This window comes from Hydrogenophaga sp. 5NK40-0174 (genome assembly GCF_040372165.1).
Lineage (GTDB): Bacteria > Pseudomonadota > Gammaproteobacteria > Burkholderiales > Burkholderiaceae_C > Hydrogenophaga.
The window spans coordinates 421,788-440,664 of record NZ_BAABWG010000004.1 but is presented as its reverse complement, the minus strand read 5'-3'; the positions used below and the strand labels follow the sequence as shown (position 1 = coordinate 440,664).

Genomic DNA, 18,877 nt, shown 5'->3' with positions numbered 1-18,877 from the left:
TGACCATGCCTCTCGTAACCCCCACCACACAAGCGCCGTCACTGCTGCGCCGATCGCTCTGGACCATTTTTCTGGCCTTGATCGCCACAGCGCTCATCGTTCTCATACTTGACTTCATACAGATCAAGCACAACTTGAATACTGAGGATGCTGCGACGCCATTGCTGGAACACATGGCAGCTGCCATCGAAGGCCTGCCCGACGACGACGCCATGCTGGTTCTGCGCACCAGCATCAACCAACTCAACCAGCAGTGGCAATCCGGAGAAGGCGGTAGCCCAAGTTTGATCGAGTTGTATGCACAACGGGCGAGCGGGCTGGTGTTGCATGACATCTCTTCGTCCAGAGTTCTGTCTTCCCCTAGTGGCGAGGCCAGCATGCGCGCCACCACTTTGAAGACACCCCATGTGACGCTCACGCTGTACGTGCCGATCATCTCAGACGGACAGTTGCTGCAATGGCTCTCTGGTGACGTTCCCAGCACCCTGGCCGTTGCCCTGCCCCTGCTGCTCATTCCGACTGGTTGGGCCGTCGCGCGTGGCTTTCGCCCGATCAACCAATTGGCCAAGGACGTGGCGCAGAGGCGCACAGATGACCTCTCTGCGGTGACGCTCAATCTGCGCTACAGGGAGCTCGACCCCATCGTCGACACCATCAACCGGCTACTGGAACGGGCCCGCTCTCAAGTCGACGAACAGCGAGACTTTATTGCCGATGCAGCCCACGAGTTGCGAACCCCTCTGGCAGTGATCAATGCTCGGGCACACGCCCTTGCGCAGGCTGATACCCGTGAAGAACGCGAGCAACGGATGCAGTCGCTACTGGCTGGCACCGAGCGGGCTGGACACGCTGTGGACCAATTGCTGGCGCTGGCTCGAATCGATGTTGATCGCACGCCTCATGCGGCCACATTGCTTGCCCCTTTGGCTCAGCAAATGCTGGCCGACTTGACGCCGCTGGCCGACCAAGCAGGCGTGGATCTGGTGCTGGACCTCGACAGACTTTCGCCGCACACACGGGTTGACGAAGCATGCTGGCGCCCCATTGTCGAAAATCTGCTCGGAAACGCCATCAAGTACGCTGGCCGAGGCAGCACAGCCACCGTCAGGTTTGAACTGGAACACGACGTACTTCGGCTTTGTGTCAGCGATGACGGACCCGGCATGACGCCTGAAGAATGTACCAAGGCGCTGCAGCGCTTTCACCGGGGCTTCCAGGCTGATAGAGGGCCGGCAGTGAGTGGTGCTGGCCTGGGCTTGTCCATCGTTCAGAAGGCGGTAGATCGCCTTCGTGGCGAAATGTCCGTGTCCCCGGCCAGGGCATCATCACCTGCTCAAAGCAAGGGACTTCAGGTACGCATCCAGGTTCCGGCCACTCGCTGAGAGCGAAGAGGCACGAAAAAAGGGCCGTGTGCCTGACGCCAGCCCTCACGCCGCTATCGGCACCCAGATTTCGTAGGCCATGTTTTCGTGTGTCGCCTCGGCCTCGTCAGGGTAGCGCTCAAACACCGCACCCTGGCGCTGCTTCTCGCCTGAGCCGGGCAGCCAGGTATGAAAGATCGCGTCGAACACCGCAGGAATATCTGAGGCAGCCCCCCGGCACCGGAAAACCGCGTAGGAGCCGGCAGACAGACTCACCTCACAGGCCCCGGGTGGCAGTTCTGCCGGCGTCGGCTCGACATGCAAACCCACGGCATAGGTAAAGCGCCCGCTCGGATCCACCGCATACGAGACGCCATAGCTGGCGGCCTCGACCTCACCGGGCAGGCGCCACTGCGCTTTGAAGAACTCTTCCCAAAGCTTGGGAATGGAAGAGCGCGTCTGCATATCGAACTCGCGCGCCAGTGCCACCAGCGATCTGGACGGCATTTCAATGAAATCAGGATCTGGCAACTTCATGTCTTGGACCCACCTTTCGTCTCAGGAAACAAGGAACAAGGGGTGGTCATGGTCTGCGCCATGGCCATCAGACATTACGCAGCCTGACGCCCACCCCGCCCGCTCAACTTTCGCCACCCAATCAGCACCAGCATCGCCAGCAGACCGACAAAATACACCGTCGCCAATGCACTCTTGATGACCGTCATGCCACTGGCTGTTGATGTCAGGCCGGTCGACACGTCGGGAAAGCCGGTCAACATGTGCCATACGCTGAGATTCTCACCATAGTCGAAAGCACACACAAGAAACGGCACATAGCCCAGAACCCGCCACACCAACTGCTTCAGCCCGCCTCGGGCAGCCACCCACAGCATCAACGAGCCGTAACTCAGGGCAAACAGCGCCGGATAGAACGCGTCGAGCAGCAATTGAGGAAAGACATAGGCTTCCCGACCCTGCTCTCCCAGCGCCTCCAGCAACGCCACCGCTTCTTGGTGCGTGTAACCGGCCGGAGACAGGTCAAACAGCGGCAACCCCTGAGCAAAAGCCATCACCTTCGGGATGCTGTAGAGCACCATGGCCAGGTAAACGGCATTGGCCAGCAGAAACCAGATCAGAACGCTTCGGCCCGACCAGGAGGACATCCGCATGTCCCCAATGCTCATTGACCAAACTCCAGGGTTTCAGCGATGGCTGCCACGCCCGCCTGCGCACACTCCTCGTCTACCGCCGGGTCAGCCCCCGACACGGCGATTCCCCCGTACGACTTGCCCGCCACATTCATCGGCACTCCACCGACGCTGAGCATGACACCGGGTGCAAAGCTCAAATCTGGCCGTGATGCCATGGAGGATGTCGGCACCTGAAACGTCGACGCTGCGTAGGCCTTCCTCTGGCTCACCTCGATGGTGTGCGGTCCTGCCAGCGGATTGCGAAGAAATGCCAGCAGCAGCCCGTCGCGTCCTACCACGGCCGCAGCCACCTTGTAACCCCGCCGCGTGCACTCATCCACCGCGGCACCGGCTGCTTTCTGCGCCAGCGTCTGGGACAAGGCTTCAATGGTGACCGTATCCGGCATCACGAAAGGTTCGGCCGCTTGAGCGCCACTCACGCCCAGGCAGCTCCATGCACCGAGCAGGGCCAAGTGCTGCAAGGCCCTACCATCACACTGATTGTTCATCATCCTGCCTCCTGCTGTTGTCGGCAACGTCTGCCTTGCCACACCATACGCCAGGGTCTGCCGGACTTGCAAATCTGCGGAAATCAGCCGGCCTGTTCCTCCGGCGTCGACCAGACGGCAAATTCGTTGCCACTGGGCTCCGTGAAGTGAAAGCGGCGCCCGCCCGGGAAGGCAAAGATCGGCTTCACGATCACGCCACCGCCAGCCTCCACCTTGGCCAGCGTTTCTTCCAGACGATCGCTGTAGAAAACCAGCAATGCAGCACCCGCGGCTGGACTGGAGGCCATTTCGGCCTGGTAGAAGCCGCCATCCAGACCCTGCCCGGCAAATGCGGTGTAGGCTGGCCCATAGTCAGTGAATGTCCAACCAAACACCTTCTCGAAGAAGCCCTTGGTGGCGGGCAAATCTCTGGCCGGAAACTCGACATAGTCAAGTTTCTCGTGATGATGAACCGTCATCTCGCCTTTCCTCCTTCCTCTTTCCTGCCGTTTGCGTCTGTTGTCTGTATCAGCGGCACACTTTGCCTGATCAGGACTTCGCCATCAACCGTCATCCGCCATTCGGTACCAACCTCGTGCGGCGGCTCCGTCACCACAAAGGTGGTGGTAAACGGCCCCACGCCAACCACGAAGTCATTGCCAACAAACTCAACCAGTGGGGCGTTGATCTTCGTGGTGGTGGCGCCCTGCTTTCGCACATAGTTCACGTAGCCGTCAGCCGAAATGCCAAGGAAAATGGATGGGCCAAGCCAGTGGCCCACATAGGCCATGCGCTCGGGATCAACCGGTCTTGTGCAGGCCGCCAGCACCAGCACAGCCAGTGACAAGACGGACACCTGCAGCCATCGCCAGCCGTTCCAGGCAATAGAAGATGTCAAATTCAACGCTCCAGAAACGTGGCGCCTTGTCATACCGGCTACTGGTGACCAGCCACGGGGCTACCGGGGCTTGCCCATCAGCTGTTTGGTGGCTTCCCATTCATCTGCCACGAGCTTGCCCATTTGTCTGGAAAGCAGTCGCCTGAGCCACCGAAAGGAAGACTGCCGTTTGCGCAAGATGGTCTGCTCAAGCCACTCGGCGTCGAAACCTGCCCACACACCTGTGGCGCTGAACAGGTTGACGCCACACACAGGGCTCACTTCGTCGATCAGAATGCCATCAAGCTCGGCCATCGAGTACCCGGACTTTTCCAGAGCATCGGCCCGCCCCTGCCTGCTGCTTTCGGTGTCGGTGTCCAGAAACATGTCCGACATGGCCAGCCACACGGGGCGCCGACGAGCCAGTTCTTCCAATGAAAGCGGGCTCACCTTCAGCTCCCGGCCGTCAGCGCCTTGGTCGCCAGTTTCAGAAAAGTGGACTGTTCCTTGTCGCTCAAGGGTGAGAGGATGTCTGCCTGCAAGGCCTCCACCACCGGCCGTATGTGCTGGAGCAAGCTCTCACCGTCTGGCGTCAGGCTCAGCAACTTTGCACGTCGATCGGTGGGACTGGTGGCCCGCTGAACAAGGCCTTTGGCTTCCAGCCGGTCGATCACACCGCCGATGGTGGCACGATCAAAGAAGATGGTGGCTGCCAGCGTGGCCTGGTCAATCTCAGGATGTTCGGCAATCGCATCCAGCGCGGCAAACTGTACCGAGGTCAGGTCGAACCCCGCGGCCTGCGTCACCGACTGGTAGACCTGTGTCGACTGTTGCTGCAAACGCCGGATCAGATGTCCGGCCATTTCTAACCTGTCCATGGCTTGCGTGGCTGGGGTTTGGCTGTGGCTGTGGATGGTAAATGGCACGCAGGCGCCACCAGCACCTGCATTTGCTACGCCATTCTAATGGCCGCCCCGCCGGCCAAAGGCTATTGGCGCAGCACACCAGCGAAGTAGCTGGTCAGGTCACTTCTTGCATCCAGTGGCAGCACATTGGCCACATACTGATCGGGCCGGACAATGATCATGCAGCCGTGCTCGCGGTGGATGCCGCGCATCTCGTAGATGTCCCCGACGCCTTTGTGGTCCACGCAGAAGATCTTCTCATGGTCCTGCAAACCCAGCTTTCCCGTCCTGGGCTTGAACAACGGCGGCATGGTTTCGTACGCCAGCTGATCAAAGGTGGCCTGGAAGACTGCTCGCACGTCGATGATGGCATCCACGTCTTCGCCTGGCCTGGTGTGCCGGGTCACGGGGGAGTCCGAAGCAGTCTCCAGCCAGTTGGCCAGCTCATGCATGGTCGTGCCTGGCTTACCCGTATCGCTCTTGCCGGCAAAGAGGTACAGCCGCCAGCGAGCATCGGCCTCAGCCGCATGGCCCAATTGCATCTGCTTGGCGTCCGACAAACGCACCACCGGCGCCGAATGGAAGCGGCGCCCGATTTCCTCGCCCTTGGCCAAGGCCTGGTGCTTGCCATCTGCAAACAGGGTGGATGGGTCGTACTTCACCGCGGTTCCACCGGTGAACTCCAGGTTGGCCTTGAACTGGCGAATGATGCGCGGTTCCTCGGTACCGTTGCGCTCGGCTTCCGTGGTCGGTGCCGACATGATGCGTGCCCATTCATGGTCCGTCTCCACCAGGCGCTTGGCTTCCGTCTGTCGCTCCCTGGAGTAGCTGCGCAGCAGGCTGGCATCTGCACGGCCGGTGAGCACATGCACCAGCTTCCAGCCCAGGTTGAAGGTGTCCTGCATGGACACGTTCATGCCCTGGCCGGCTTTGGGCGAATGGGTGTGGCAAGCGTCGCCAGCCGTGAACACCCGCGGGTTCCGCTTGGAACCTTCGGGCACGTCATCGAACTTGTCGGTGATGCTGTGACCAATGTCATAAATGGACCACCACACCACTTCCTTCACGTCCAGGGCATAGGGGTGAATGATCCGGTTGGCCGCCGCGATCATGTCATCCTGGGTGAACTTCTTGCTGGCCGCCTTCTCGCCTTCCTTGAGCTTGTCCAGCTCCACATACATGCGGAACACGTAGCCACCTTCGCGCGGCAGGATCAGCACGTTGCCTTCGCTGGCGGAAGAGATCAGACATTTCTGGCGCACATCCGGAAAATCGGTATTGGCCAGGATGTCCATCACGCCCCAGGCCTGGTGCGCCGCGTCGCCGTGCAGCACACCGCCAATGGACTTGCGCACTGCCGAGTGCGCGCCATCGCAGCCCACCACATAGTTCGCGCGCACCGTGCGCGTCGCCCACCAGTTGATGCCGCTTGAATCCTTGAGCGTCACCGTGACCGGGTATTCGGTGGCATCAGCGTCTACCTTCACATCCACGACTTCCCAGCCGTAGTCCGGCGCGAGCCGGGAGGGCGAGTTCTGCATCACCTCCAGAAACAGCTCGTGCAGCCGCGCCTGGTTGATGAGAATGTGCGGCATCTCGGAGCTGTCATCGGCCACGTCCTGCACCCGGCCGACGCGTTTGATGTTCGCCGGATAGGCTGGGTCGGGCATCCAGAAGTTCGTCTGGTTGACCCAGTAGGTCTCGCGCTTGACTTTGTCCGCAAAGCCAAAGGCCTGGAACATTTCCATCGTGCGCGTGTTGATGCCGTCTGCTTTGCCCTTGATGATGTTGGACGGCATGCGCTCGACGATCATGGTTTCGATCTCGGGGAACTGCGAGAGCTGCGCCGCCAGACAAAGACCCGCCGGGCCGGTGCCGGAGATCAGCACATCCACCTTTTCCGGCAGCGGCTCATTGATGCCCCGGTTGCGCCGGTTGGGCGCCGCTTGCTTGATGTCCGGGTTGCCGCCACGAAAGCCGTCTTTGTAGAACTGCATGGGTTGTCTCCTTGGGTGGGTTGCCAGCCCCGGACGCACATCATCCGTCGGCAGATGACCAATCGTATGTGTACATACGATATGTGTCAATACCATTTATCCGACGTGCAAGCAAAGAATCAATCGGGCACCCCCTGGTCTCAAATGTCGGCAGCTTTCGCTAGCGTAACGCTAGGTCCGAAGCTACTGATATTGGAGAGCGTTCGGTTGTGGTGCGCGACGATCTGGCTGGCTGTCATCACGCCGTTGTCCATGGTGGAATGACCGTCCGCCACCAGGGTGACTGGGTAACCTCCGGCAAGCGCAGCGCGCACCGTTGAGTCCACACAGAACTCAGACTGCAGGCCACCAATGACCAGACGCTCCACGCCATTGAGCTTCAGCACAGCCTGCAGTTCCGTTCTGAGGAAGGCGTCACATGCCGTCTTGCGAACTCGTATGTCGCCAGGGGTGACGGCGAGCCTGTCATCGAGCTGCCACCCCTCGCTTTCCACTGCGAACGCTCCTTCCGGCTCCTCATGCTGAATGAACACCACGGGCCACTGCCTTTGGCGGGCGACTGAGGCCACGTTGTTCAGCCGTTGAATCACGCTCTCCACATCATGTGCAGCGTCAGCGCCAATACAAATCGCCTTTTGAACATCGATGATGAGCAAAGCAAAAGTCATGCGTCTTAGCGGCACAAGCCGTCGATGTATGTGGAGAAATTGGGGTAGGCGGCTTTCGCCTTTCGCAGCACATCATCAGCTGACATGTCCGCTGCACGGGCCTGAGCTTTGGCGAATGCTGCCAACTGTGGGTTGCGCCGTCCACCATCGCCTCCATACTCCACCGCCTCAAGCGGCCCGACACCCCCTGCCAGCAACCAGAGGTATTCGTCCAGGTTGCGCGCCACCACGCCGCGCTCACCCTCCGAACCGAGGAAGACGATAGGCTGCTCATCCATCGGCGCGCCCGGTCGGGCCAGCCAGAACGCGGTGTATCCACCGGTACCGTCCTCGGCAAAGACTCTGAACTGCGCACCATCCACTTCGTTGTTGCCCGTCCAGGCCTGGAACCAGGAGAGGTTTTCTTGTGGCGAATGGAAACGATCCAGAGGTTCATAGTCGATGGACTCGAACACAGAGAAGTCCAGTTGGTGCAAGGCTTTCAAAACGGGCGGTAAATCTGTCGTCCATTGGTTCACGGCGTTCTCCTGCTTTCGATAGATGACGTCACGACATTTGACTTCAATGCCTTGATGTGTAGACGATTGTGTGCACCGGCCTTGCGGCGTAATGGTGAGCCCCTCTGCCTTGCGTTCGCCAGTCGCTGAAGATGGTTCCTTGGCCTGAGCAGATGGCGCTCTCGGAAACCGAGGCGTACATCCTGCTGGCTTCATTTCGTCTCCGCGCGGCCAGTCGTTGACCCTGCCGAGCTCGTTAGGCAAGGTAATCCGGATGTTCTCCAGGTCTTCTGCCGCCACATAGGCCACAGACCTTTTTCGATCAGCGCCGTCGACGTGGAGGTCTATCGCCGGATGGTCCTGCACTGTCAACTGAAACTCTCCCGCTTCATTTGTTCGCGTGTACCCAGAACGAAGCGGGGCCATGCCAGGCAGAAGGAGATAGCTGCGGCGACTCCAGGCCGTGACTTGAGCGTCTGCGACGGGTACGCCAGTCTCCTTGTCGACCACGACACCCGAGACAGTCAAAGAACTGGCTTTGTCCGGAAAGAACACACACCCGGCCAACGACAGGACACAAACCCCAAGCATCAATCCACGCAGTAAGCCCCAAACATCTCTCACTCTTTTCCCTTCTTGCATACCCCAACAGCACCTGACGGCCCTCCAGCTTTCTCATCGGCTCATGGGTGCACCCCGTTTTGGAACGAGCCCCAGCCCTGATCGCTGAGGTAGCCGGCCAAAGCACTCACAATGTTCTCTTCTGCCCTCAGAAAAGAACCCTCCTGCTCTCCCATCCTGCCCAGCACTGCCGAATGAACCAAGCTCTCAGCCATGGTCAAGAGGGTTTCCGCCATTGTCAGCCAATCAACGTCGAGCTCCGACGTATCGGCGGTGTTGGACGCATGGCGCTGAAGCCATTCCGTCACCAATTGCAGCAGTTCGTGCTTCGCAGCGCTTTCACCCACCGGATAGGCCAGATGGGGATATTGCTGATGCAAAACACGCTGCAGCGAGAGCCTTTCTGTATGCAAGTCCAGGCTGCTTCGTACCGCCTTCCTGAGCACCTCACGCAGCGGCAAGACAGGCTTGGACGCGAGCGCTTCCTCCATGACCGCGGCCACTGACGACATGGTTTGCCGAACATGTTGCTCATGCAAAGCCGTGAGGATCGCCAGCTTGTCGGGAAAGTACTGGTAAAGACTGCCAACGCTCACCCCAGCCACATCGGCCATCTCGTTGGTCGTCGCGCCATCAAATCCTCGCAAATCGAAAACGCGAGTTGACGCCTCAAGAATGGCGTCCACCAGCGCCACAGATCGCGCCTGAGATGGCACACGCCGCGGCAAACGGGGCCCCGTCGCCGTCGCAGGAGCCGGCGAGTTGGCAGAGATCGAGCGCAGCGATACGCTTTCTGCACTCATTTCCTTCTTGCGTCTATTGCTCTCACTCATGAGGTCTCTTGTCCATGCAAAAGCTGCTCCCGCCGTTGCTGTTCGTGATACTTGCCGCGACCAATGTCGCCTTGGAAACCATTCTGCCGGAACCCAGGTTGCCCGAGCCTTTCCAGCACCTGGGGTGGCCACTCATGGCTATCGGTGCACTTCTGCTGATCACCGCACGAGTCCAATTCTCAAAGGCAAAAACCAACATCTACACCTTCGATGAGCCGGGTGTCATGCTCACGACTGGTGTCTTCGCCATCAGCCGAAACCCCATGTATCTTGGTTTCACCCTCATGCTCGCTGGTATCGCGCTATGGCAGTCCTCGTGGGTTGGCATTCCCGTTGTTCTGGCATTTCTCATTTGTTGTGACCGCTGGTACATACGCCACGAGGAACTGCGGATGATGCAAAAATTCGGCCAGCGTTTCCTCGATTACAAGAACAGAACCCGGCGCTGGCTATAGCTAGCCCTTGTCCTGGCGCCAGTCCGCACAACGTTTCCCAGATGTTTTGCAACCCCCGCGGGAATATTGGAAACACAAGCCTTAATCGGGGGACTGAACACGCTCGACCTCGATCCACAGCAATGCATCAAACCGAACCCCCTCGGTTTCGCCCTTGAGAAGAAAGAACTTCTCAGATTCAACGCCCGTGACACGGTAGCCGGCTCGCTTCAAGGCTTCGTTGATCTCTGCAACGTATGCAGAATGCAGCACGGCTTCCTCAAACGCTGGCCGCAGCGCCACCACCTTGGGGTTGTGCAGGTTGCCCGCCGAGCGCAATGCACCTTCGAGCAAGCGTGGGTGTTTCTCTCGCAGGTGGTTCAGGATGTCTGACTGCATCGCGCTGGCGTCTGCATTCAAGCCTTCGTCGACCAACCGCCCCAAAAAAATGCCTTGCAGGCGCCCTTTCTCTGAAGCCAACACACCATTGAGGTCGGCCGCAGGTGATCCGCGGCTGCTCAGCGTATAGGCGTCACCGGGCAGCGAACCTCTGTGGACTTCCCATGCATGCGCCGAGGCGATGACCATCCACATCAGTGGACCAATCCCCAGCCGTCCCAACCCTTCAAACCGTCTCATGTGTTCTCCAAGAATCCGTGATGTCCCACTCCACTCCACTGCACGTCAGACTGATCAGTTGACTTCGCACTCGCACCGGAGCCTGACGGAATTGCGCAATGCGCGTTCGTCGTAGTAGTTGAAGTCTTCGGCGTCTGCCGTCCATTCGATGCTGAATGACCCCGGTGAAGTGCGCTGAATTCGCACCCGGTTGTTGTCCAGGAAATAGTGCCCACCCATGTAGATGCGCATCACGCTACCTGTCCGGTTCTCTCGGAGCGCGATCTCCGCATCACTGCCCTGCGATTGGGCCAGTTCTACCTCCTCCAGTGAGTCAAGGCTGGCGTGAGGGACGGCGAAGCCTTCTATGTACAGGATCGGCGCCGGCAAAAACCCAAGAGCGCATTCGGTGTTCTCTTCTGCAAAGACTTCCAAGTCCAACACGCCATCGCCCACTTGCAACTGCACCCGTTCAATGGCGTAGACGCAAAGACCATCCTGATGATCGATCACCAGCGAGTTCATGGACAGATCGTCCCGCAAGCTTGTCGTCATGTCTCAAAGCTCATTCTTGGATTCAACAAGGGCGCATGCCTGACCCTTGTCTGGCGTGGCGGCATGAGCGCCACCATCTCCATTCAACCATTGGCCCACCGCTGCGAGGAAATCACTTCTGCAGTTTGCTCCCTTTGCATTCAGCCGGTGATCAGCACCCTTGTACACACGCACCTGCAAATTCGTTTTCCCCGCAGCGGCATACGTGGCCTGCCAATGACGAACCGACTCCACCGGCACACTTTGGTCGGCCTCGCCCATGCCCACCAGCACAGGAACCTTCAGCGCCAGCATGTCCGGCAGCGGGTCCAGGTCCATCACGTCTGTCCACCAGCGGTAGGGGTTGCCCATCCAGGTTTGCTCAAGACTTGAAGGGTCGGTTTGAATCTCACGCCATGCCTGCGAAGGGTCAAAGGGAAACGCCCCTCGCTCCTTCAGAATTGACAAGGATTGGCGCATGGTGAAGGCACCGTCGCCAATGATGACCAGGTGGGTCACGGCAGCATGTCTGGCCGCAATCTGCACTGCCGGCAACGCGCCTTCCGATACGCCCACCAGGACGAGCCGCTTGGGCCGGCTCGGTGCTGCTGCCAGTTGCGCATCGATGAAGGCCGTGTAGTCTGCCACCCATTGCTGTGGGTTGTTTGCAGCATGGAAGGCATCTCCACAACCGAACATGCCGGTAGATGTATCACCCACATGGCGCTTGTTCAGCACCAGCACCCGCGCGTTCACGCCCAGCCCATCCACATAGCCAGGCATCACCGCCTTCCAGCTGGGGCAACCCGATCCGCCGTAGAACATCAGCCAGGTAGCAGGCTCCTCCACTGAGCTCCCTACTGTGAAGTCGTAGTACACGCTGGATGCGCCATCGGGATACGCAAAAGAACTGTGCGTCAACCCGCTTCCACCATACAGTTTCGCCGCGCGATCCAGCGTGGTGCAGGCTTGCAACAAGCAGACGCCAAGGCAGGCGGCGAGGTATCCGATCCATCGACGTGACAGCATTTTCAAGGCATCCCTGGGTGTCATAGACGGGTGATTGAATTTGGCGTTGTTGGGTTTTGCGTGCTCTTTTCGGCGTGCTCAGATTCGGCAAGGTTTCAGTTCACGGCACATCCACACACTGAAAGCTGCCAGGATCAACATGACCGGAAGCCTCTACGCGAAACCGAAGAAAGCGCTGCCCGCATTCCGCCTTCTGGCCGGGCTTGCAACTGGACGCCACCAACCAGCATTCGGCGCCAGTGCACCCATATGACCATGGCACGGCGTCAAACGACTCCATCGACTTCATCACACTGGCCACTGTCGGGCCGGCATCTTCTTCACAAGACCGACTCTCCACAGGAATGATCGTGCTGGACAGTTTTGTCAGCTGCAACTTCACTGGCTCCGGTAGGCCCGAAACCTGATCCAGCATTGGCACTTCCGCAGCCAGACTGTCGTCGCTGGTCAAAAGACTCAGCCCGAGCACCAGGGAAAAGGCGGCCAGCCGCCACGAACGAAACGGAGAAAGCATGTGGCTCTAATTCCCTTTGTTAACAGATTCAAGTGGAGCTACAGGTCGCTCATAGACACCTGTCCCCCAGTATTCGCTAATGGGCCTGGGCGGCCCATCCCAGCCCACCCGCTGCAATTCCTTGGCAATCAGCAAGTTGATGAAGCCATGCCCCACCAGCAACACGCTGCCATGGCTCTGCGCAAGCCCGACCAGCTCCGAGGCGGCCAGCTTGGCCCTGCGCTTGGCCGCACTCACAGATTCGCCGTTCTGCGCGAAGCCCATCAGCCACATCACCCGCAGAACTACCACCCAAACACGCACGGGCAAGCGCAGCGAACCCCCGTTGAAATGGGGCACAGCCACCTCATTGAACATCGCATCGCTGAGGTGGACTTCTGAGAACCCCAACGCGCTGGCCGATTCCTGCGATCGCAACAAGGCGCTGCAAACCACGCGCTCATGGCCTTTCACGGCCTCCAGGGCATCAAGGCCTGGTGTATCCGATATGCCAGACGCGTCATATGACCGCGCGATCTGGCCCAGATCACCCGCGCGCATGTTGCCTTTGAGCTCGAAGGTGGGTTTGCCGTGGCGTATGAGAGTGATGCGCATCGAATCCAGGCTTGGCGTTCAAAGAAAATGGAAAAGGTCAAACGCTTCGCCAACGACGCAACGCGCCATCCATTTCCACACGCTTGCCTGCCACAGTGCCGAGTTTGGCCGCCACTGTAGAGGCCTCCAGTTCGTCGGTCGTCCGTCCCACAATGCACTGCTTTCCCGAATGGAAGCGCAAGCTCACCTGCCAGTGATCAGGCCCTTTGCGACGCTCGACATTGTCAATCTCCACTTTACATGCATTGCTCAACGCATCCACCAGCCGTCCGTTCTGTTCTACGGCATCCCGGGCTTTGCTGCACACCGTGGTTCGAAACATGTGCTTCAGTTCGACGTGCAAACGGTCCGACGCCACGACGTTGATCCACCGGTACCCCGCCCCAAACCTGAAAATCCGCAGAAGGTCGATCATTGGTCGGCCTCATTGGCCTCAACCACTCCACCGGACAGTCGCCGTGGGTTTGAATGTGGCTGCGAGGCTGCCTTGGCACATGCACACATATGCAGCCAGGCGACACCCCAATCACACCATCGCTCCCACCGGCGAACATTGCTTCGCATCATCATTCCATCCCTTGTTTCGGTCTTGTATCAGTCACTCACGTAGGCCATCATAGACCGCGTCGCAATACAGGATCGAAGAGAAGTCGCCGATGGAGCATTTCGTCTGGAACGCCAACCCCGTCCTCCTTGAGGTAGGCAGCTTGCAGCTGCGCTGGTATGGCCTGCTTTTCATTGGCTCGTTTCCGGTGGGCGGCGTCATTCTCCGCTGGATATTCTCCAGAGAAGGCAAGAGCACGGCGGGGGTGGAGCCCTTGCTGGTACTGGTTCTGATCGGCGCGCTGGTGGGTGCGCGCCTGGCCCACTGCTTTCTGTATTCGCCAGCCTACTATCTTGCCCACCCTCTGGAGGTTCTCTACATCTGGCAAGGCGGTCTGGCCAGCCATGGCGGTCTGGTGGGCACGGTGCTGGCGCTGGTCTACGTCTCACGCCGTTATGAATTGCCGCTGCCATGGTTGCTGGCTCGCGTGGCCATTCCGGGCGCACTGACCGCCGCCTGTGTGCGGTTGGGCAACTTCTTCAATTCGGAGATCCTGGGCTTGCCCGCACAAGTGCCGTGGGCCGTGGTCTTTGCGCGGGTCGACAACATCCCGCGCCACCCCGTCCAGCTGTACGAATCGCTCGCCTACCTGGCCCTGTTCGGCTTGCTCCTTCTCATCTACAGGAAGGCGTCGTCCACACTCGCTACCCGTCTGCTGCCGCCCGTGTTTCTTTGCGGCCTCTTTAGCGCGCGTTTTGTGCTGGAGTACTTCAAGACGCGCCAGGCCGACTACACCACTGACTTGCCTTTCTCCACCGGGCAAATGCTCAGCCTGCCGTTCATGGCCATTGGCGTGGTCTGGATGATCTGGGCGGTCAGACAAGCAAAAGCTGCCTGAGCTGCACCGACCTTGGACCGTCGAACAGGTTCAAACCATCAGCTCAGGCAACAAATACCGCTCCCACAGCGAAGCCTCAGACCCCGCCCTGAAAAACCCGAAGTGACCAATGCGTCGCACGCCTGATTCCTGTGGAGATATCCGCTTCATGGATCGCGGCGCACCCAAATAAAAGCCATGCAGCGACGCCGTATTGCGCGCCGACATCATTTCGTCGTCTTCGAACGACAGCGAGGTGATCGGTGTGGTCACGGCGGCAAACTGCGCTCGCACGCCTGGCCCTTCGGCACCGACTGCGTACTCGGGGTTCAGACACCAGCGACGCCATTGGTCCATGACACCCCGCGGCAAATCGCCCACCTTGCGCAGACGCTTGCCCGGGAAGTAGCCGGCCAGGCGGGTGGCCAGCGGCGCGACGAAATACCAAAGCCACCAAGCCTTCCACTTCAAGGCAGGCGCGTTCTCCAGCCAATAGCCACTGCCCGTTGCAATGGTCACCGCCTTGGTGATGCGGTCGCGGTTGGGCAAAAAGCCCAGAATCTGCCCGCCGAGGCTGTGGCCCAGCCAGAACAGCGGCTTGCCCGGCGCCATTGCCGACACAGCCGTGAGCATGGCATCGCAGTCATAGCGCGCCCAGTCCACGATGTCCACTTTGAGGTTTCGTATGTCACCGTTGACAGACCGGCCGGTGCCCGAGTAATCGAAACTCGCCACCAGGAAACCCTGAGCAGCCAACCATTGGGCCAACGGGGCATAGAAGCGCTGATTCACCCCCATGGCGGGGGCGATCAATGCTGCGGCCTTGGGCTCGCCATGTGGACGAAAGATGGTGGCCTGCACGGTGCAGCCGTTGCCAGCCATGACCGTTTGCAAGTTGGGCTCGACCGGCACACCCTCTTCGCCCGCAGGTGTGGCATTGGCCATTGAATCGTCGTGAACCGTCATGGTGTTGACCTCCACTTGATGAAGAATCGCTCCAGTTTGCCCCGCCAAGCGTCCAAATCCAAGTGCTGCAAGCCCACCGCTTGTCGCCCAGCCGACAACAACGCCCTCGTCAGTTCGGCGACGAAGACCCGATATAGCAAACCGCCTGCAGCTTGTTGCCATCCGGGTCACGCACATAGGCCGCATAGTAGTTGGGGCCATAGTGCTCACGAATCCCTGGCAGCCCCTCATCCATGCCGCCGTGAGCCAGTGCGGCCGCGTGAAAGGCGTCGACGGCCTGAGTCGTACCAGCCAGAAAGGCCACATGGGTGCCATTGCCCCAGGTGGCTGGCCGCCCATCGATGGGTTTGTACAAATACAGCTGCGGCATCTGCTCGCCCTTGGCATACAGCGGCGGTTTGCCGGTAGGTTTGGGAACGCGCTCAAAACCCAGTGGTGCCAGCACAGCGTCATAGAAGCGGGTGGACCGCTCGTAATCGTTGGTGCCCAGCGTGATATGGCTGAGCACAGGCAGTTCATTTGACATCGACAATTTCTCCTTCAAGGACCCTCTGCATCACCATCAAGTCTCCCTCCTGGACCACCAGGCAAGGTCTTGCGCCTGATCAGCAGCCAGGCACTCAGCGACAGCTCTGCCACGGCCATGACCAGCATCGTCAACACCTTCATCGCCTCCGACAGCCCGAAGTCAACAAAGAAGGTGGCGTAGGTCAAAGAGGCCAACAACAGCAGCAGTCCGATCCACTTGGGCAAGTAGCCCGACTTCCATACCGCAAAGCCCAGCAGCAAGATGTGCAGAGCGAAAAAGACATAGCCCACCTGCTTGAATGAAGCATAGCCATGTGCATCCACCGCACGCACCAGCAAGGCGACGATGCCCAACACCAAAACCCCCACATAGAGCAACCTGAACACAGCCACTGCCTTGGCAAGCGCTTTGCTGGCAGGCCACAGCACCACAAAGAGCGCAAGGCCGATGATCGCGTCCAGCGCCAACACGCACAGGTAGCCAATAGCTGCCCACCAGATAGCCGTTGGCTTGGCCTCGATGTCCTGGGCCAAAGCCGCTGTGTCGCCGGGCACCACGAAGTTTGGAAGTAAAAAATCATCCACGATGGTGACGATGACCACCGAGGAGATGAAAGCCAGGCCCACCGTCAACGCAGCGAGGTGGATGGACCAAGTGGTGACAAGAGCTCTCCTCATGAGATCATCGTCGCGTCCTCCAGGCCTCCGGTCAAGAGGCGCAAGGGAAACGGGATGAAGACCAGGTGTGAGTCGGCTGCCCGCTGGCTAAAGTCCCATCCAACGAGTTCGCATGTGGTCGCCTCATGCTGACATGTCGTTCAATTCACCCCAGGCAACTTTGTGGTTGTGGGAGATTGTCCGCCGCACCGGGATGGTGTGGCCGTCGTTGTGTGACGAGGAAAGCCATCCACGTCTGCCAGGAGCGTGTGTGGCTGAACGACTCTGCACCACGCCGCGCCCCATCAAGGCAACCTCATCGCGTTGGCCGCGAACGGGCCGGCCTCGCAGGCCGCACTCAGATCTTGAAAACGGCCACCAATCCTGCGAGCTTCTCGGACTGTTGCTTCAAGCTGGCAGATGCGGCAGCGCTTTGTTCGACCAGGGCGGCATTTTGCTGGGTTGTCGAGTCCAGCTGCGCGACGGCTGTGCTGACTTGCCCGATACCTGTGCTTTGTTCATCGGTGGCAGAGCTGATCTCGCCGATCATGGTGGTGACCTGCTTGACCTGGGTGACGATTTCATTCATGTTCGTGCCAGCTTTGCTCACCAGCTGGGAGCCGACTTCCACGCGCTCTACGCTGCCGCCAATGAGATCCTTGATCTCGCGAGCTGCATTCGCACTGCGCTGTGCCAGCGTTCGCACTTCTGCCGCCACAACGGCAAACCCTCGGCCCTGCTCGCCCGCGCGGGCGGCTTCCACGGCCGCATTGAGCGCGAGGATATTGGTCTGGAATGCGATGCCGTCGATGACACCAATGATGTCTGCAATTTTGCTCGACGTCTGGGAGATGCCTTCCATGGTTTCGATGACTTCAGTGACAATGCGGCCACCTTGTTCAGCGGAATGGCTGGCAGCACTCGAGACTTGAACCGCTTGCCGCGCGGTGCTGGCATTGGCTTGCACGGTTCCATTGAGTTGCTCCATGGAAGCGGCCGTTTTTTGCAGGTTGGCGGCCTGCTGCTCGGTTCGTTGAGACAGGTCCGCATTGCCCAGCGCAATCTCGCTGGAGCCGTCGGCAATGGAGGAGGATGCATTTCTGACGTCCCGGACGATGCGCGACAGACTGGCTTGCATCTCCACCAGGGAAGCCATGACGCTGTTGGCGGGGTAGCCCTGTGGCCTGCCCTCGTTCTTTTCGCTCAGATCACCGGCTGCCACGGTTTTTGCAAAGGTGGCCAATTGCGTCGGCTCCGCGCCCAGCGATCCGACAATGGACCTGACCAGAATCCAGGTGAGCATCACACTGAGAATGCTGGAGATGATGGCCAGCGCCATCATGAAGTTCTTGGAAACCGTAGCGTCCTGTGCTTCCTCGCCAGCCTGACCAGCCGCTTCTTTTGTCACCAGGTCCAGGTAAGCGTGTCCGGCCGAGAGCAGCTCGGCCAGCAAAGGACGGCACTCCTCGATCATGCTGGTGATGGCGACCTCCCTGTTGCCAGCAAGGGTGTTGCTGACGATGGCAGTTGCCACCGGGCCATATCGGCTCTCCACCTCCTGAAAGGTCTTGAAGGCGGCCATCTCGGCCGGAGAAACACCCGCTGTGCTGGTCAGCCGGGCCTCCAGTTGGCCCAGCGCTTCCTCCAGCGCCTTTCCCGAGTGCTCCACAGCTTCTTTTTCCGTCGCGATGTCTTCCGGGGCCGACACCAGCACCAGGTTGCGTGCGGCGATGGCCCGAGCATTGGTGGCTTCCAGCACCTCGTTGGCCAGTGCCAGCCGTTTGGCCGTGCCCTCGACATAGCCCAGATAGTCATTCTGCAGACTGGTCAGAGTGATGACACCGGCCACGCCGGTGCCTACAGCCAAACAGGCCAACAGACCATGTGAAAACAGCAGCTGGGTTCTCGTCCTGAGTCCCTGGAGAAAAGACATAGCAAACATAAATACCTCATCGCTGGAGTTCTCCGGGCGTGGTACGCCTCGGAACAGTAGTGATAAGACTATCCGGCTTCTACCCTGCCGACTTCAAGAAACAAAGGTGCCCAAAGCCCTCTGTTCATCCTTTAGTTTTCGAGTCCGCTGGCCGAAAGGGCGAAACCGTTGTTGCTACCGACTTAAGAGCTGATCTGGCGCTCAGCTTTCAG

24 protein-coding genes are annotated in these 18,877 nt (G+C 59.5%); 3 read left to right on the top strand and 21 right to left on the bottom strand.

The features are described from left to right. Nucleotides 1-5: 5 nt before the first annotated feature. Nucleotides 6-1,382, top strand: a complete 1,377-nt coding sequence (locus ABWV89_RS15485; protein WP_353398682.1) for a sensor histidine kinase — start codon at nt 6-8, stop codon at nt 1,380-1,382. A gap of 45 nt (nt 1,383-1,427) precedes the next feature. Here the strand turns inward: ABWV89_RS15485 and ABWV89_RS15480 are convergent, their stop codons facing one another. From ABWV89_RS15480 to ABWV89_RS15430, 11 genes are all read right to left on the bottom strand, one after another. Then, on the bottom strand, nt 1,428-1,898 hold the full coding sequence (locus ABWV89_RS15480; protein ID WP_353398680.1) for a GyrI-like domain-containing protein: 471 nt from the start codon (nt 1,896-1,898) through the stop codon (nt 1,428-1,430). A gap of 74 nt (nt 1,899-1,972) precedes the next feature. After that, a complete protein-coding gene (locus tag ABWV89_RS15475; protein ID WP_353398678.1) occupies nt 1,973-2,545 on the bottom strand; it encodes a hypothetical protein in 573 nt (190 codons plus the stop codon). Next, a complete protein-coding gene (locus ABWV89_RS15470; protein WP_353398675.1) occupies nt 2,542-3,063 on the bottom strand; it encodes a GlcG/HbpS family heme-binding protein in 522 nt (173 codons plus the stop codon). The genes ABWV89_RS15475 and ABWV89_RS15470 overlap by 4 nt, the downstream gene beginning before the upstream one ends. 80 nt (nt 3,064-3,143) lie before the next feature. After that, nucleotides 3,144-3,518 carry a VOC family protein gene (locus ABWV89_RS15465; protein ID WP_353398672.1) on the bottom strand — a complete coding sequence of 125 codons (375 nt, stop codon included), beginning with the start codon at nt 3,516-3,518 and terminating at the stop codon, nt 3,144-3,146. After that, nucleotides 3,515-3,937 carry a hypothetical protein gene (locus ABWV89_RS15460; protein ID WP_353398669.1) on the bottom strand — a complete coding sequence of 141 codons (423 nt, stop codon included), beginning with the start codon at nt 3,935-3,937 and terminating at the stop codon, nt 3,515-3,517. Before ABWV89_RS15460 ends, ABWV89_RS15465 begins: the two co-directional genes overlap by 4 nt. A gap of 60 nt (nt 3,938-3,997) precedes the next feature. Beyond that, entirely contained in the window at nt 3,998-4,366 is a 369-nt protein-coding gene (locus ABWV89_RS15455) for a DUF7079 family protein (RefSeq protein WP_353398667.1), read from the bottom strand. 2 nt (nt 4,367-4,368) lie between these two features. Then, nucleotides 4,369-4,779 carry a MarR family winged helix-turn-helix transcriptional regulator gene (locus ABWV89_RS15450; protein ID WP_353398664.1) on the bottom strand — a complete coding sequence of 137 codons (411 nt, stop codon included), beginning with the start codon at nt 4,777-4,779 and terminating at the stop codon, nt 4,369-4,371. Nucleotides 4,780-4,904: 125 nt separating this feature from the next. Further along, on the bottom strand, nt 4,905-6,818 hold the full coding sequence (locus ABWV89_RS15445) for an FAD-dependent monooxygenase (protein ID WP_353398661.1): 1,914 nt from the start codon (nt 6,816-6,818) through the stop codon (nt 4,905-4,907). A 140-nt stretch (nt 6,819-6,958) separates the two neighbouring features. After that, the gene (locus ABWV89_RS15440; RefSeq protein WP_353398658.1) at nt 6,959-7,486 is read right to left on the bottom strand and encodes a cysteine hydrolase family protein; all 528 of its coding nucleotides are present in this window, start codon (nt 7,484-7,486) and stop codon (nt 6,959-6,961) included. 5 nt (nt 7,487-7,491) lie between these two features. Next, nucleotides 7,492-8,355 (bottom strand): hypothetical protein, encoded by an 864-nt coding sequence (locus ABWV89_RS15435; RefSeq protein ID WP_353398656.1) that lies wholly within the window; start codon nt 8,353-8,355, stop codon nt 7,492-7,494. Between the two features lie 311 nt (nt 8,356-8,666). Next, the gene (locus ABWV89_RS15430) at nt 8,667-9,437 is read right to left on the bottom strand and encodes a TetR/AcrR family transcriptional regulator (protein WP_353398653.1); all 771 of its coding nucleotides are present in this window, start codon (nt 9,435-9,437) and stop codon (nt 8,667-8,669) included. A gap of 14 nt (nt 9,438-9,451) precedes the next feature. Between ABWV89_RS15430 and ABWV89_RS15425 the strand changes: the two genes are divergently transcribed. Beyond that, on the top strand, nt 9,452-9,892 hold the full coding sequence (locus ABWV89_RS15425) for a methyltransferase family protein (protein ID WP_353398650.1): 441 nt from the start codon (nt 9,452-9,454) through the stop codon (nt 9,890-9,892). Nucleotides 9,893-9,973: 81 nt separating this feature from the next. Here ABWV89_RS15425 and ABWV89_RS15420 read toward each other — a convergent pair whose 3' ends face one another. From ABWV89_RS15420 to ABWV89_RS15395, 6 genes are all read right to left on the bottom strand, one after another. Further along, a complete protein-coding gene (locus tag ABWV89_RS15420) occupies nt 9,974-10,510 on the bottom strand; it encodes a hypothetical protein (protein WP_353398647.1) in 537 nt (178 codons plus the stop codon). 54 nt (nt 10,511-10,564) lie between these two features. After that, nucleotides 10,565-11,044, bottom strand: a complete 480-nt coding sequence (locus tag ABWV89_RS15415) for a hypothetical protein (protein WP_353398645.1) — start codon at nt 11,042-11,044, stop codon at nt 10,565-10,567. 3 nt (nt 11,045-11,047) lie between these two features. Next, complete coding sequence (locus ABWV89_RS15410; RefSeq protein ID WP_353398642.1) at nt 11,048-12,052, bottom strand: alpha/beta hydrolase; 1,005 nt, start codon at nt 12,050-12,052, stop codon at nt 11,048-11,050. Between the two features lie 100 nt (nt 12,053-12,152). Beyond that, complete coding sequence (locus ABWV89_RS15405) at nt 12,153-12,566, bottom strand: hypothetical protein (RefSeq protein ID WP_353398639.1); 414 nt, start codon at nt 12,564-12,566, stop codon at nt 12,153-12,155. Nucleotides 12,567-12,572: 6 nt separating this feature from the next. Beyond that, a complete protein-coding gene (locus tag ABWV89_RS15400; protein WP_353398636.1) occupies nt 12,573-13,160 on the bottom strand; it encodes a histidine phosphatase family protein in 588 nt (195 codons plus the stop codon). A gap of 37 nt (nt 13,161-13,197) precedes the next feature. Next, nucleotides 13,198-13,575, bottom strand: a complete 378-nt coding sequence (locus ABWV89_RS15395) for a hypothetical protein (RefSeq protein WP_353398633.1) — start codon at nt 13,573-13,575, stop codon at nt 13,198-13,200. Between the two features lie 241 nt (nt 13,576-13,816). Here ABWV89_RS15395 and lgt point away from each other — a divergent pair, with 241 nt between their 5' ends. Further along, a complete protein-coding gene (lgt, locus tag ABWV89_RS15390) occupies nt 13,817-14,602 on the top strand; it encodes a prolipoprotein diacylglyceryl transferase (RefSeq protein ID WP_353398631.1) in 786 nt (261 codons plus the stop codon). A 30-nt stretch (nt 14,603-14,632) separates the two neighbouring features. Here the strand turns inward: lgt and ABWV89_RS15385 are convergent, their stop codons facing one another. The 4 genes from ABWV89_RS15385 to ABWV89_RS15370 form a co-directional block, all read right to left on the bottom strand. Continuing rightward, nucleotides 14,633-15,547 (bottom strand): alpha/beta hydrolase family protein, encoded by a 915-nt coding sequence (locus tag ABWV89_RS15385; protein WP_353398628.1) that lies wholly within the window; start codon nt 15,545-15,547, stop codon nt 14,633-14,635. Nucleotides 15,548-15,656: 109 nt separating this feature from the next. Continuing rightward, nucleotides 15,657-16,073: a VOC family protein gene (locus ABWV89_RS15380; RefSeq protein WP_502903228.1), complete on the bottom strand. Its 417-nt coding sequence runs from the start codon at nt 16,071-16,073 to the stop codon at nt 15,657-15,659. A 14-nt stretch (nt 16,074-16,087) separates the two neighbouring features. Further along, nucleotides 16,088-16,753: a DUF4386 domain-containing protein gene (locus ABWV89_RS15375; RefSeq protein WP_353398625.1), complete on the bottom strand. Its 666-nt coding sequence runs from the start codon at nt 16,751-16,753 to the stop codon at nt 16,088-16,090. 337 nt (nt 16,754-17,090) lie between these two features. Beyond that, nucleotides 17,091-18,674: a methyl-accepting chemotaxis protein gene (locus ABWV89_RS15370; RefSeq protein ID WP_353398622.1), complete on the bottom strand. Its 1,584-nt coding sequence runs from the start codon at nt 18,672-18,674 to the stop codon at nt 17,091-17,093. Nucleotides 18,675-18,877 lie beyond the last annotated feature (203 nt).

What these genes read in the sequence shown, in the direction of transcription:
- ABWV89_RS15370 (WP_353398622.1), bottom strand. Translation starts at nt 18,674, where the DNA reads ATGTTTGCTATGTCTTTTCTCCAGGGACTCAGGACGAGAACCCAGCTG.
- ABWV89_RS15440 (WP_353398658.1), bottom strand. Translation starts at nt 7,486, where the DNA reads ATGACTTTTGCTTTGCTCATCATCGATGTTCAAAAGGCGATTTGTATT.
- ABWV89_RS15400 (WP_353398636.1), bottom strand. Translation starts at nt 13,160, where the DNA reads ATGCGCATCACTCTCATACGCCACGGCAAACCCACCTTCGAGCTCAAA.
- lgt (WP_353398631.1), top strand. Translation starts at nt 13,817, where the DNA reads ATGGAGCATTTCGTCTGGAACGCCAACCCCGTCCTCCTTGAGGTAGGC.
- ABWV89_RS15485 (WP_353398682.1), top strand. Translation starts at nt 6, where the DNA reads ATGCCTCTCGTAACCCCCACCACACAAGCGCCGTCACTGCTGCGCCGA.
- ABWV89_RS15430 (WP_353398653.1), bottom strand. Translation starts at nt 9,437, where the DNA reads ATGAGTGAGAGCAATAGACGCAAGAAGGAAATGAGTGCAGAAAGCGTA.
- ABWV89_RS15415 (WP_353398645.1), bottom strand. Translation starts at nt 11,044, where the DNA reads ATGACGACAAGCTTGCGGGACGATCTGTCCATGAACTCGCTGGTGATC.
- ABWV89_RS15375 (WP_353398625.1), bottom strand. Translation starts at nt 16,753, where the DNA reads ATGAGGAGAGCTCTTGTCACCACTTGGTCCATCCACCTCGCTGCGTTG.
- ABWV89_RS15475 (WP_353398678.1), bottom strand. Translation starts at nt 2,545, where the DNA reads ATGAGCATTGGGGACATGCGGATGTCCTCCTGGTCGGGCCGAAGCGTT.
- ABWV89_RS15405 (WP_353398639.1), bottom strand. Translation starts at nt 12,566, where the DNA reads ATGCTTTCTCCGTTTCGTTCGTGGCGGCTGGCCGCCTTTTCCCTGGTG.
- ABWV89_RS15420 (WP_353398647.1), bottom strand. Translation starts at nt 10,510, where the DNA reads ATGAGACGGTTTGAAGGGTTGGGACGGCTGGGGATTGGTCCACTGATG.
- ABWV89_RS15445 (WP_353398661.1), bottom strand. Translation starts at nt 6,818, where the DNA reads ATGCAGTTCTACAAAGACGGCTTTCGTGGCGGCAACCCGGACATCAAG.
- ABWV89_RS15425 (WP_353398650.1), top strand. Translation starts at nt 9,452, where the DNA reads ATGCAAAAGCTGCTCCCGCCGTTGCTGTTCGTGATACTTGCCGCGACC.
- ABWV89_RS15450 (WP_353398664.1), bottom strand. Translation starts at nt 4,779, where the DNA reads ATGGCCGGACATCTGATCCGGCGTTTGCAGCAACAGTCGACACAGGTC.
- ABWV89_RS15480 (WP_353398680.1), bottom strand. Translation starts at nt 1,898, where the DNA reads ATGAAGTTGCCAGATCCTGATTTCATTGAAATGCCGTCCAGATCGCTG.
- ABWV89_RS15385 (WP_353398628.1), bottom strand. Translation starts at nt 15,547, where the DNA reads ATGACGGTTCACGACGATTCAATGGCCAATGCCACACCTGCGGGCGAA.
- ABWV89_RS15410 (WP_353398642.1), bottom strand. Translation starts at nt 12,052, where the DNA reads ATGCTGTCACGTCGATGGATCGGATACCTCGCCGCCTGCCTTGGCGTC.
- ABWV89_RS15470 (WP_353398675.1), bottom strand. Translation starts at nt 3,063, where the DNA reads ATGATGAACAATCAGTGTGATGGTAGGGCCTTGCAGCACTTGGCCCTG.
- ABWV89_RS15380 (WP_502903228.1), bottom strand. Translation starts at nt 16,073, where the DNA reads ATGTCAAATGAACTGCCTGTGCTCAGCCATATCACGCTGGGCACCAAC.
- ABWV89_RS15395 (WP_353398633.1), bottom strand. Translation starts at nt 13,575, where the DNA reads ATGATCGACCTTCTGCGGATTTTCAGGTTTGGGGCGGGGTACCGGTGG.
- ABWV89_RS15465 (WP_353398672.1), bottom strand. Translation starts at nt 3,518, where the DNA reads ATGACGGTTCATCATCACGAGAAACTTGACTATGTCGAGTTTCCGGCC.